Here is a 12,659-nt window from a genome sequence, read left to right as displayed (position 1 = left end):
TTTATAATGAAGAAGATGTCAATTTAAAGGCATCTTCTTTTTTATGCAATCTAGAATTAATTATTTAAATAAAGAGAAGATAATATAGAGATAAATATATTATTTAGGAGATTATTAATGGATAAGTTTAAAGAGCTATTAAATAGCTATGGCTATATCATTATTTTTATATCATTATTTTTAGAGTTAATAGCGTTACCATTGCCGGGGGAGATAATGATGGGATATTGTGGATTTCTAATTTATCAAGGAAGGTTAAATTATTTTTTTACTATCCTAGTAGCAACATTAGGAGTTGTTTCTGGAATAACAACATCTTATTTTATTGGGAAATCTTTAGGGATGCCATTTTTTCATAAGTATGGTAAGTATGTTGGACTAACACCAGAAAAGTTAGAAAAAATATCTGGATGGTTTGATAGATTTGGAAATAAGTTATTAACTATAGCTTATTTTATACCAGGGGTAAGACATATAACAGGTTATGTTTCAGGAATAACTAATGTATCATATGTAAAATTTGCAGCTCATGGGTATATAGGTGCACTTATTTGGTCAGCAACATTTATTACTATAGGAAAAGCGTTAGGGTCAAGTTGGGATTCCCTTCATAAATATGCTACTAAATATTTAATTATAGGAGCAATATTATTAGGAATTGTAGCCATATCAATATATATCTATAAAAAATATAAAGAAAGTATAAAGAAACATTTATATTTAGTTATAAATAATGCGGTCCTAATTTATAATTCAATTAGGAGAATTGAAGTTGGTATATTTATTGTAGCTATGACCTATATAGCATTAGTAATATTTACTTTCAAATTAATAGGCGAATTTTTATCAAATGAAATGAGTATCTTTGATAATTTTGTATATATAGTGTTAGAGAATACTATGTATAGGACTTTTATAGAATCTATAAGTGGCTTTAAATATATTTCGTCTGATTATATTGTAATATTGATAAGTGTATTAATAGTCAGATGGATAACATTAAAGAAAAATCATAAAGTTAAAAATGTATTATTTATAATTTTCACAATCCTAGGAGGAGAAATATTTGTTAATATTTCAAATTATATATTAAAGAGGAGTTCGGCTATTGTAGTTATAGGTAATATAAATAATAGTTTTCCCAGTAAAGATGTATTTATAGTTTCTATTTTGTTAGGGATTATTACATATTATATATTAAGGCAAAGTGAGAATAAATTTATTAAGGCTATAACTATTACTATACTTATAACAGTTTGTGCATTCGTAGGGATAAGTGATATATATTTAAAAATTCAAAACGCTAGTGGAGTAATTGCCGCATATTTATTTGCGACTCTATGGGTTGGATTATGTATAGCGGTTTTAGAACTGGCAATTATTGTACCAGAGATTGCAAACGAGTTAGAGTATTAACAATAAATTGGCTTTGACATCTATTTGTAATAATTATATTATAAAATCAATATGAAAGTTTATACTTTAAAAAATCAGAAAAGTAAATATGGAGGAGAACTAATTAGATGCCGATAGAGACTAAGGATAAGGTTGGTAATAGAATTAAAAAAAATAAAATTAGAAAAAGAAATAGAAGTTATATAATAATAGGCACAATTATTATAACAACTTTTGGAATTTATAAAATAGATAATTTATGTAAACAACAGACTGTAGCAGGTGCAATAATTGAGGAGAAAAACGGTTTAAGTAATAGTGAAGATAACACTAGAAGCAATAGTAATACACAAGAAAATAATACTTCAGAAAATACGAAAGTAAAATCTGATAATATTAAAGAAGAATCAAATGATTATTTAATGCTTATTAATAAAAATAGTGGTATAAATGAAAATTATATTCCACCAGATTTAGTAATACCAAATGTGAAATTTAGAGTAGCTGATGATATGTGTAGAGAAATGAGATTAGATGCAGCAAATGCTTTAGAAAATATGTTTAATGATGCTGAGGAAGATGGAATAAACTTAATTGCAATCTCTGGATATAGATCATATGATTATCAAAAGGTTGTATATGATAGAAGTGTAGCAACAGAAGGGCAAGAATATACTAATAATTATGTTGCTATACCAGGAACAAGTGAACATCAGACAGGGTTAGTAATGGACTTGCTATCTGATGAATATTTAAGTCTAGATGAAGGTTTTGAAAATACAATGGCCTTCCAATGGATTATGGATAATATGACTAATTATGGATTTATACTTAGATATCCTAAAGGGAAGGAAGATATAACTGGATATGACTATGAACCATGGCATTTAAGATATGTTGGTGTTGATGTAGCAGAAGAAATAATGAGTAAAGGAATCACTTTAGAGGAATATTTAGAAAGATAAAGTAAATTTAAAGCTAGTTTAAGGTAGGATATAGGTCTATTCCAATTAAACTAGCTTTTTTATGTGACAAAATCACATGAGGGTTCTATAAAGTATAACAATTAATGCTAGCGTGAATATAATTTATTAAGTGATAATCAATTTATCATGTTAATAATTAATAGGAGTGTAAATGATGAAGGTTATAAATGAATCCGAATTTGTAAATGAAGTTAAATATGGTTTAGTTTTAGTAGATTTTTATGCAGAATGGTGTGGTCCATGCAAGATGCTTTCTCCAGTTTTAGAGCAAATAAATAAAGAAAATAAAGATGTTAAGGTTGTTAAAGTAAATATAGATGATTCAAGAAGGATAGCATCATATTATCAAATACAATCAATACCAACTTTAGTTTTATTGAAGGATGGAGAATTCATTCGTAGAATGATAGGCTTTAATCCTAAGAAGAAAATAGAAGAGTTTATAGAAAAGGGAAAATAATAAATAAGTTGTTCACTATGCTCACAAAGTGGTTCATGACTTTCACGAAATGAATCTATTTAATAAGATAATTATTTAATTATTAAATAATATAAGGGTGAGATTAGTTGAATGGTTCTATAAAAATAAAAAACTTTAAATAAAAATTATAAAAAATTGTTCCGTTTTCTATAAAATGGTTATATAATATCAATATATTAAATTAATATTTTGAGTGAACAAAGACGTTCGATAGAGGGATAAGCCCTATTCTATTGGCGTCTTTTTTATTATAAAGGGGGAAGATATTATGGCAAAGTATACAAGGAAAGATATTTTAAGATTAGTAGAGGAGAATGATGTTAAGTTTATAAGACTACAATTCACAGATATATTTGGATTTTTAAAAAATGTAGCTATTACCGATAGACAATTAGAGAAGGCTTTAGATAATAATATAATGTTTGATGGTTCATCTATTTCAGGATTTGTAAGAATTGAAGAATCAGACATGTATTTAAGACCAGACTTAGATACATTTTCTATATTACCATGGAGACCACAACATGGAAGAGTAGCTAGATTAATTTGTGATATTTATACTCCAGAAGGACATGCTTTTGAAGGGGATCCAAGAAATATCTTAAAGAAAGTATTAAAAGAAGCAGCGGATATGGGATATAGCTTTAATGTAGGTCCAGAATGTGAATTCTTCTTATTAGAAACTGATGAAAAGGGAAGACCAAAGTTAGAAACTCAAGATAAAACAGGATATTTTGATTTAAGTCCATTAGAAGGTGCAGAAAATGCAAGAAGAGATATGTGTATGATGTTAGAAGATATGGGCTTTGAAATAGAAGCTTCTCACCATGAAGTAGCTTATGGACAAAATGAAATAGATTTTAAATATGCTGATGCATTAACTACAGCAGATAGTATTATGACATTTAAGTTAGTAGTTAAATCAGTAGCTCAAAGACATGGAGTATATGCAACATTTATGCCTAAGCCTTTCTTTGGAATAAATGGATCAGGAATGCATGTAAATATGTCGCTTATGAAAGGTGGTAAGAATGCATTTTATGATGAAGGTGATAGATTAGCTTTAAGCAAAGATGCATATAGCTTTATAGCTGGACTTATGAAGCATGTAAAAGAATTAGCTGCTATAACCAATCCATTAGTTAATTCTTATAAGAGATTAGTACCTGATTATGAAGCTCCAGTTTATATTGCATGGTCTGCTAAAAATAGAAGTCCACTTATAAGAGTTCCAGCAACTAGGGGAGCAGGTACAAGAATAGAATTAAGATGTCCAGATCCAAGTGCAAACCCGTATTTAGCTTTAGCTTGTCTTTTAGCAGCAGGATTAGATGGTATTAAAAATAATTTAACACCACCAGCATCAATAGAAAAGAATATATTTGGTATGAGTGTTGAAGAAAGACATGAAGATGGTATAGAGAATTTACCAGGAAGCTTAGAAGAATCTGTTAAATATATGGAAGAAAGCGAATTAATAAGAAAAACTTTAGGTGATCATACTTTTTACAACTATATTAAAGCTAAAAAGATAGAATGGGATGAGTATAGAACTAAAGTAACTCCATGGGAAATCGATAATTATTTAGAACAATATTAGAGTTGGAGCTACGCTCTAAAGAGAAATACGTGTTAGCACACAGAGAAATGTTTGACTATGTCAAAGACTTATATTTCTCTGCATAAAGTGCACATTTCTCTTATGAGTGTAGCGAATACTTAACGTCTATCAACTAAAGGTATAACATATATTTAAGCTGAAAGAATTTTTACTTAATATTATTTCTAATATCTGTTTGATTGGAGGGGAAATATGCAAGAAAGAATTGTAATAGCCATTAATAATTTAGAGGTTTCAGAAAAATTGAGAAATATTTTAGCTAACGAAGGATATTATATAGTTGCTACTACAAAATCGGGAAATGAGCTTATAAGAATAGTTAGAATTAATGATATAAGCATTGTTTTAATTGGATATAAGCTAATAGATATGACAATTATGGATGTCTACAATAATATAGGAGAATTAACTAGTTTTTTAGCTATAGTTAATGAGCAACATAAAGCTTATATACAGGAACAAACTGATATTTTTTGCATAACAAGCCCTATAAATAATTTAATACTTCTTAATTCTATAGATATGATTATACAAAGTGAAAGAAGATTTGGGTTATATAAGAAAAAAATTAACACTTTAGAGCAGAAGATTGCAGATAGGAAATTTATAGATAAAGCAAAAGGTAAATTAATGGAAAGAGAATCTTTTAGTGAAGAAGAAGCTTTTAGATATATTCAAAAACAGGCTATGGATAGAAGGAAAACTATAAGAGAAATAGTTGATGAGATATTAGAAAAGATATAATTGGACATCCTTTATTTATTTGTTTAGATTACTTTATATGGTAAAATAAAACCAAATATAAAAATGGTGGAGATTATTATGGAGATAAAATTAGGAAAATTATCAATAGAAGATAAAGAAAAGTATTGGAATAGTGGCTTTAAAAACCCTGATAAAGAGGTTATGTACTATACAGGGACAATAAACAATCCGATAAAAGAACAAGTATATAGCTATATTGAAAGAATAGTAGAAGATGATTCAAGAGAAGATTTTATTATTTGTGATTTAGATAATAATATTTTAGGGGAAGTAGTATTAAATGATATAGATTATGATAATAGGAGTTGTGGTTTTAGAATAGCTATATTCAATAAAGATTTATGTGGTCAAGGAATAGGATATAAGGCAACTTTAGAAGTATTAAGAGTTGCATTTGAAGAGTTGAAGCTACATAGAGTAGAGTTAGAAGTTTTTGATTATAATCCAAGAGCTAAAAGGATGTATGAAAAGGCAGGTTTTAAGGTTGAAGGATTAAAAAGAGACGGCATCTTTATAGAAAATGAGTATAAAGATGTATATATAATGTCCATACTTGAGGATGAATATAAAAAAATATTCATTTAGAATTTAGGTAGACTTTAGAAAAAATTTCTGTACATATTAGTTAAGGTAGTGTACAGAAATGTAAGCTATAATTACTCTTATAAAAAATAATAAGGAAAACTATAGCTTATTATGGAGGAATTAGCGATGATAAAGGTATTATTAGTAGAAGATAATGAAAAGATTAGTGAGAATATATTAGAGTATTTTGAAAATGAGATGGATATTAAAAATGTATATAATGGAAGAGATGCTATAGATTATTTAGAGTTGTATGATTTTGATATTATCATTTTGGATTTAATGCTTCCTGAAATTGATGGAATGGGCGTACTTAATCATATGTCAAAGAAGGGAATAGATACAGCTGTAATAGTTTTAACAGCAAAAGAAGAACTGGGAGATAAGCTTAAGGCTTTTAATTTAGGAGCAAATGATTACCTTACAAAACCTTTTTATATGGAGGAACTAAAAGCTAGAATTATAGCTATTTTAAAAAGTATAGGAAAAATTAAAAGCTCTAACTTACTTCAGTTTAAAGATATGGAAGTTAATATGAAAACTAAAAGAGTATATATTAAAGATGTTGAAATAGAATTAAATGAAAAATTATATAATCTTTTAGAATATCTAATTATGAATAAAGGTGTTCTTCTATTTAAAGAACAAATTTTTGATAATATTTGTGGATATAATAGCGATGCTTCTACCGAGATAATAGAGGTTTATATGAGTAGACTTAGAAAGAATTTAAGCAAGTATGATTATGATAAATATATAGTAACTAAAAGAGGTATGGGGTATTTAATGGACGAAAGTATTGAGGATTAATTATGAGGAAAAAGGATATATTTTTTAAGACTAAAAGAAAAGTAACAGTTTTAAGTACAGTTATAGTTTTTCTATGTCTTTTAATCTTCGCAATAATAACTAAAACTTTATATACTTCTATAGTATTTAGTCATATAGATAAGCAGCTTATGGACGAAAGAAATGTATATACAAATGTGTTAAGTAGGGGTATAGATGGCCGGGATTGGAGAGGAATACCTAAGCTACCACCTAATATTATTATGGTGGTACAAGGTGGAAATGGTGTTGCTTTAGTGAATCAAAATTACTATTTTGATTCGGAAAATTTACCAGATTTTCCGGAAAACACAGAAGATAAGATAGTTACTTTCACATCTGGAGATTATACTTTTAGGGGAATAAAATTTCACTTCAATGACTTGAAAATATCTCTCATAATAAATGTGGACTCAGAGATACAATCAGTAAATCAACTTATGAGCTCTATAGTTTTAAGTTTTATTATTTTAATTATTATAGCTCTTATATTATCTTATTATCTTTCATCAAAAATAATGAAGCCTGTAAAGGAAGCTTATGATAAGCAAGTATTTTTTGTTCAAGATGCATCTCATGAGATGAGGACGCCATTAGCTGTTATAAGAGGAAAGCTTGAACTTTTAGCTAATAAGTGGGGAGATACAATAGATAATAACTTTGATCATATATCTAAGATGATGAGTGAAGTAAGAGGATTAGAGAAGTTAAATAGTGACTTATTATTGTTATCCAAAGAAGATGTAGATGGAAGTGTTAATATTACAGAGTTTTCTTTAGATGAATTTATAACAGATGTAAGTGAGTTTTATGTGGATTTAGCAGAAATACAAGAAAAATCTTTTGATATTATAAGAAAATTAGATGATAATACAAAGGTAAATTGGGATTATAATAAAATTAAGAGAATGATTATAATATTAATCGAAAATGCATTTAAATATACGAAGGAAGATGGAAATATACAGCTTATATTTGAAGATCTAGGTAAAAATATAAAAGTAACAGTGAAAGATAATGGAATTGGAATAAAAGAAGAAGAACAAGAGCGTATTTTTGATAGATTCTTTAGAAGTGCTGACGTAAGAGTTAAGAGTATTAGTGGAAGTGGGATAGGTTTAAGTTTATTAAAATCTATTGCAAAGACTTTAGATATAAAAGTTAAGTTGACTTCAAAAATTGCTGAAGGAACAGAATTTAATTTGTTAATCCCTAGAATTATAAAATAATAAATGAAAAATCTCTACAGTTTTCTATGTAGAGATTTTTTTTTGTTGTTAATTATTGTTAAGTAAATGTTAAGGATTAAGTACTAGAATTAAAAGAGAAAAAGAAGGGGATGTGTATGTTAAAGAGGATGTTACGGCTTTTTATACTTATGATGAGTACGAAAGTGCAGTTTCTGAGTTGAGAGCATTTATGCAAGATAGATCATCAAGTGTGATATCACAACTTAATGGAGAACAATCTTCTACAGAATATGGAACTGTTGAAACAGCTGTAGATTTATCTATATTAGGTGGTCAAGAGCAAATGGGCATGGGTGGAAATAAAGATGGAAAGTTTGATATGAACAATATACCAGGTGAAATGAATGGTGGAAATAATCAAATGTTTCCTCCTAATATGAATAATATGTCTCCAAGTGAAAATATACCAACTAATGATCAGAGTAGTGGCATAGAAAAGGAAGATGCTTAAAATATACTAGCAAAGTATAAAAGAAAATTCGATTAGAATTAATTGGAGTTAGTAAAGGGAAACGTAGGAAAATAGTAGGTCAAATAAAGAGCTAGATACTAAGAAATTAGTATTTAGTTTTTTTTATTTCAAGCATTTTAGCTAATTATATTAACCACTTACAATAGTATATTAACCACTTACAATAATTGGGTTTATAATGAGGGTTAAGTTGATATAATGACAATATAAAGAACAAGAACTTTTAATTATTAAAAGAATGATTATATTTATAAGAAGGAGTAGGAAGTTTATGACGAAGTATATTTTAAGGTATAAAGGGTGGCTTGCAACCACTGTATTATTTAGAGCTTTTGGAGCTATTATGCAAGTTTTAATTGCACTAATAATTCAACAGATAGTAGATACTGCTATGAATAAGGATGTTAATGGATTTATTGATATGATAATATTTTCAATTATTTTCTTTATGATAATGGGTATTAATGATTATTTAAATAAGACAACTCAATTTATTTATATTAAGAAGACTTTAACAGATTTCAAGGAAGATATTTTTAGGGGTATATTAAGAAAAAATTATAAAGATTTTAATAGTGAAAATACAGCAGAGTATATATCACAACTAACTAATGATATTAATATGGTTGAAACTAAATACTTAGTTCCATATCTTGAGATGATTGGCGATGTAGTAATTTTCGTAGGAACTACAGCTCTTCTTTTATGGATCAATCCATGGGTGACTTTAGTTGTATGTGCAACTTCAGCATTATTATTTTTAATACCAGCAATACTTGGAGCACCAACTGCTAAAAGACAAGATGACGTAAGTAAACAAAATAGTATATTCACAACCAGAATTAAAGACATTTTTTCAGGGTATGAAGTAATTAAATCCTATAATATTGTTGATAATATGACAGAAGAATTTCTTGATGAAAATAGTACAGTAGAAAACTTAAAGTTTAAATCTAATCATATTCAAGGTATATCGCAAGCTTTGTCAATGTTCTTAGGTGTAATGTCTCAGATTTCAACTATAGCACTAGGTGGATATTTCTTAATAAAGGGACAACTAACTGTAGGGACATTATTTGCTGTAGTGCAATTAGCTAATGGAATATGTTGGCCAATAACTTGGATAGTAAGTAAGGTTACTTTAGTTAAAGGTATGAAAGAAGTAAATTTTAAACTTTTATCAATAATCAATGAAAGTAAAAAAAAGATAGATACTGTAAAACTTGAAAGTTTTAAAAAAGAAATAGAGCTAAAAGATATTACTTTTGCTTACAATGAAGATAGGAATGCATTAGATGGATTATCAGTAAGCTTTGAAAAAGATAAAAAATATGCAATTGTTGGTCGTAGTGGTAGTGGTAAATCAACCTTATTAAAATTGTTACTAGGTTATTATGATGATTTTGATGGAGAGATAGCTTTAGATGGATATAATTATGATAAGCTAGATAAAAATTCTATAAATAATCATATGTCTATAATTCATCAAAATGTTTATATGTTTGATAAGACCTTAAAGGAAAATATTATTTTAGGTAAAGATTTTAATGATAAAGTATTAGAAAAAGCACTAGAAAATAGTGGAGTTAGCGAGTTTTTAAGGGTTTTACCTAAAGGTGTAGATTCTGAAATTGGTGAAAATGGCAATAATTTATCAGGTGGACAAAAGCAAAGAGTTGCAATAGCTAGATCGCTGATTCAAAATACACCAATACTTTTACTTGATGAAGGTACATCAGCGCTTGATAGTAAAACAGCCTTTGAAATTGAGGATACATTGTTAAATATTGAAGATTTAACTGTAATTACTGTAACACATAAGTTAATTGATAGTATTTTAAAAAGATATGATGAGATTATAGTTATGGATAATGGTAATGTTGTTGAAAAAGGATCATTTGATGAGCTTATAAATAATAAAAAGGAATTTTATGATTTATATACTATAGAAGGAGAAAGTGAACTTGTAAGTTAGCTATAGAATTGTAGAAAATTAATCTTATATGTAGAGAAGATAAATAAAAGATTCACTTTTTACTATAAAGAATAATAAGACAAAAGAAAGCTGAAAAAGTCAGGATTTCATGGAGTTACACCGTCTGCTGTTCGTAAAGAGGGAGCAATGATAAAGTCATTTGTTGCCCTTAGAATTAAATTTTCATTGGAAGGTGGATATGTTATGGATTATAAAATTGTTGAAAAAGATGAATTTAAGGTTATAGGAGCATCTAAAAAGTTTAAGTATGAGTCTGCGTTTATGGAGGTTCCTTCATTCTGGAATGAGCATATTTCACAAGGAAAATTAAAAGATATTTGTGGAATGTATGGTATAAACATTGATGAAGAAATGGGTGGTAATGAGTTCGAATATCTTATTGCTGAGGATTACTCTAAAGAGAAAGATGGAATGGAAGGATATATAGTTAAGACAATTCCTAAGTATACATGGGCTATTTTTCCTTGTTATGGGCCAAGTCCACAAGCGATTCAAGAAATTAATAAAAAAATATTTTCAGAGTGGTTACCAAATGAAAGGGAATATACTATCTCAGCAGGATATAATATAGAAATGTATAATGATCCAAGTAACTATGAAAAAGGAATATTGGATAAAAATTATTATAGCGAAATTTGGATTCCAGTAAAGAAAAAATAGTGTTGATGAGCGTAGTTTTAAAGATAATTATTTAATAATATAAAAAAGGCAATATACAGTAATGTGTAAATACTGTGTATTGCCTTAAATTTATCGTTTAGCTTTTCTGTATCCTGCAGCTATAGCATCTGATTCGCTATTGAAGTTAACAAGATGTTCAGAGTCTGACATATTTTCATAATCTCTTTGACCAGGGCAATGATAAATTTTTGATTTTGAATTTCCTCTTATTACTGTTTCCTCTTTAGGGGTATTACCTGTATTGGTATTATCATTAGTATTAGTAGAGGTATTATTATTGTTACCATCATTAGAACTATTATTATCACTACTAGTATTATTGTTAGTAGTATTATTTTTGATTTCTTCACCAGAAAGGGCACTATTTCCATTTGAATAATCTATCGCAATACCAGGCTGTACATTATAAACAAATACATTAAATTCAATACCTTCGCCATCATCTTCTACTGATTTTGCTTCCATTTGAACGCCAGTTGCCACAAGATTATCACCTTCATATACTGGAGTTACTCTATATAAAACATGGTTATTTGTTTCTTTTATATAGTCGGCAACCATATTTTCGTATGGAAGCATTAAAGTAGCATTAAAATATCTTGTTCCAGTAATTAAATTTTTCTCATTTGCATTTTCAGCAGTTAATTGATAACCAATTAAGTGTGATCTGTTATATAAGTATTTCCCTTCAACTATATCGTATTTAATTGATTGCCAACCACTTGGTTTAACAGAACTTATAGATTCTCTTTTTTCAGTTGGCATTATATCAGAACCTATATTTGCATATGCAACTCCACATCTGCCTAAGCTATCTAGTGGGCTATATTCTTCAAAAGAATTAGTTGTAAGATCTGATGCAGTAAAGTTTGGAATATTATCATTTAAAATGATGTAGTCTTCACCAGAATATTTTGGAATATCATTAGTTGTAGTAATATTAGTATTATTTGAATCTTTGTTATTATTAGAGTCGGGATTAGTTAAAACTATATTATTAGAGCCAGAATCTTCAACTACTTGTCTGTTATTCTTGCTAGAAGTAGGATCAGTTGTAGAGCAACTGATAAATCCACTTAAACATAGTAAAATTCCTAGCGAAATGATTAGTGAATTTTTAAGTTTAAATAAGGTTTTCATTAGTGTATTCTCCTATAAATTTCTTTTGTTATTTTATCGTGTGAAGATCCTTGAAATTCAGTGCTTTCAATTAGCTTCCAATTTGAATTTTGTAAATCTATATCAAAGTATAAATCAGCTGGATAAACTCTATTCCATTTGTAAACTATTAAAGTATCAATATTATTTGCATAATTAAATAATGATTTATCTTCTATTAAACAAAAATCATTAGACCCGCATTTGTTTAAAAAGTCATCACAAACTTGAACTTTTCCGTTATCAATATCTTTATATAATTTATAAGAATAGTGGTTCATAAAAAGATTTGAATTGCCAATAGAGTCACTTATATCAGCTCTTAAAAGCTTATCTTGACTTTGACGTCGTTTATTAAACATCATTCCATTTTTATCATCTAAACAAACAATTATATTCATAGTTTTCCTCCTTATATATTTCCTTGTAATATTATATCAA

The 12,659-nt window shown here is 27.8% G+C and carries 12 protein-coding genes and 1 pseudogene; 11 read left to right on the top strand and 2 right to left on the bottom strand.

The window, feature by feature from the left end:
- The first annotated feature begins 117 nt into the window (after positions 1-117).
- The 11 genes and pseudogenes from H8S20_RS02205 to H8S20_RS02155 all read left to right on the top strand — a co-directional run.
- Positions 118-1,416, top strand: coding sequence for a VTT domain-containing protein (locus H8S20_RS02205; RefSeq protein ID WP_186859210.1), 1,299 nt, complete (start codon positions 118-120; stop codon positions 1,414-1,416).
- Between the two features lie 107 nt (positions 1,417-1,523).
- Complete coding sequence (locus tag H8S20_RS02200) at positions 1,524-2,360, top strand: D-Ala-D-Ala carboxypeptidase VanY (RefSeq protein WP_032119691.1); 837 nt, start codon at positions 1,524-1,526, stop codon at positions 2,358-2,360.
- Positions 2,361-2,532: 172 nt separating this feature from the next.
- Entirely contained in the window at positions 2,533-2,841 is a 309-nt protein-coding gene (gene trxA / locus H8S20_RS02195; protein WP_243177479.1) for a thioredoxin, read from the top strand.
- Positions 2,842-3,130: 289 nt separating this feature from the next.
- Positions 3,131-4,462 (top strand): type I glutamate--ammonia ligase, encoded by a 1,332-nt coding sequence (glnA, locus tag H8S20_RS02190; RefSeq protein WP_032119689.1) that lies wholly within the window; start codon positions 3,131-3,133, stop codon positions 4,460-4,462.
- Between the two features lie 213 nt (positions 4,463-4,675).
- Positions 4,676-5,227 carry an ANTAR domain-containing response regulator gene (locus tag H8S20_RS02185; protein WP_032119688.1) on the top strand — a complete coding sequence of 184 codons (552 nt, stop codon included), beginning with the start codon at positions 4,676-4,678 and terminating at the stop codon, positions 5,225-5,227.
- Between the two features lie 78 nt (positions 5,228-5,305).
- On the top strand, positions 5,306-5,833 hold the full coding sequence (locus H8S20_RS02180; RefSeq protein ID WP_032119687.1) for a GNAT family N-acetyltransferase: 528 nt from the start codon (positions 5,306-5,308) through the stop codon (positions 5,831-5,833).
- A gap of 126 nt (positions 5,834-5,959) precedes the next feature.
- On the top strand, positions 5,960-6,643 hold the full coding sequence (locus H8S20_RS02175; RefSeq protein WP_032119686.1) for a response regulator transcription factor: 684 nt from the start codon (positions 5,960-5,962) through the stop codon (positions 6,641-6,643).
- A 2-nt stretch (positions 6,644-6,645) separates the two neighbouring features.
- Positions 6,646-7,890: a sensor histidine kinase gene (locus H8S20_RS02170; RefSeq protein WP_032119685.1), complete on the top strand. Its 1,245-nt coding sequence runs from the start codon at positions 6,646-6,648 to the stop codon at positions 7,888-7,890.
- A 112-nt stretch (positions 7,891-8,002) separates the two neighbouring features.
- Positions 8,003-8,362: a hypothetical protein gene (locus H8S20_RS02165; protein WP_032119684.1), complete on the top strand. Its 360-nt coding sequence runs from the start codon at positions 8,003-8,005 to the stop codon at positions 8,360-8,362.
- A 292-nt stretch (positions 8,363-8,654) separates the two neighbouring features.
- Positions 8,655-10,358 (top strand): ABC transporter ATP-binding protein, encoded by a 1,704-nt coding sequence (locus H8S20_RS02160; RefSeq protein ID WP_032119683.1) that lies wholly within the window; start codon positions 8,655-8,657, stop codon positions 10,356-10,358.
- A 105-nt stretch (positions 10,359-10,463) separates the two neighbouring features.
- A pseudogene (locus H8S20_RS02155) lies at positions 10,464-11,039 on the top strand (GyrI-like domain-containing protein); the annotation flags it as partial.
- 90 nt (positions 11,040-11,129) lie between these two features.
- On the opposite strand, the gene H8S20_RS02150 reads toward H8S20_RS02155, so the two are convergent.
- Entirely contained in the window at positions 11,130-12,200 is a 1,071-nt protein-coding gene (locus H8S20_RS02150) for a DNA/RNA non-specific endonuclease (RefSeq protein WP_186859209.1), read from the bottom strand.
- Positions 12,200-12,619 carry a hypothetical protein gene (locus H8S20_RS02145; protein WP_032119680.1) on the bottom strand — a complete coding sequence of 140 codons (420 nt, stop codon included), beginning with the start codon at positions 12,617-12,619 and terminating at the stop codon, positions 12,200-12,202. Before H8S20_RS02145 ends, H8S20_RS02150 begins: the two co-directional genes overlap by 1 nt.
- Positions 12,620-12,659: the final 40 nt, after the last annotated feature.

Origin of the sequence: Clostridium hominis (assembly GCF_014287825.1) — a bacterium.
GTDB lineage: Bacteria > Bacillota > Clostridia > Clostridiales > Clostridiaceae > Clostridium > Clostridium hominis.
The sequence above is the reverse complement of the archived record's forward strand: the minus strand, read 5'-3'. Positions and strand labels throughout refer to the sequence as shown.

Bases quoted from the DNA above. Each gene is read 5' to 3' on its own strand.
- H8S20_RS02200 (WP_032119691.1), top strand. From the start codon at position 1,524: ATGCCGATAGAGACTAAGGATAAGGTTGGTAATAGAATTAAAAAAAAT.
- H8S20_RS02145 (WP_032119680.1), bottom strand. From the start codon at position 12,619: ATGAATATAATTGTTTGTTTAGATGATAAAAATGGAATGATGTTTAAT.
- H8S20_RS02180 (WP_032119687.1), top strand. From the start codon at position 5,306: ATGGAGATAAAATTAGGAAAATTATCAATAGAAGATAAAGAAAAGTAT.
- H8S20_RS02175 (WP_032119686.1), top strand. From the start codon at position 5,960: ATGATAAAGGTATTATTAGTAGAAGATAATGAAAAGATTAGTGAGAAT.
- H8S20_RS02185 (WP_032119688.1), top strand. From the start codon at position 4,676: ATGCAAGAAAGAATTGTAATAGCCATTAATAATTTAGAGGTTTCAGAA.
- H8S20_RS02160 (WP_032119683.1), top strand. From the start codon at position 8,655: ATGACGAAGTATATTTTAAGGTATAAAGGGTGGCTTGCAACCACTGTA.
- glnA (WP_032119689.1), top strand. From the start codon at position 3,131: ATGGCAAAGTATACAAGGAAAGATATTTTAAGATTAGTAGAGGAGAAT.
- H8S20_RS02205 (WP_186859210.1), top strand. From the start codon at position 118: ATGGATAAGTTTAAAGAGCTATTAAATAGCTATGGCTATATCATTATT.
- trxA (WP_243177479.1), top strand. From the start codon at position 2,533: ATGATGAAGGTTATAAATGAATCCGAATTTGTAAATGAAGTTAAATAT.
- H8S20_RS02150 (WP_186859209.1), bottom strand. From the start codon at position 12,200: ATGAAAACCTTATTTAAACTTAAAAATTCACTAATCATTTCGCTAGGA.
- H8S20_RS02170 (WP_032119685.1), top strand. From the start codon at position 6,646: ATGAGGAAAAAGGATATATTTTTTAAGACTAAAAGAAAAGTAACAGTT.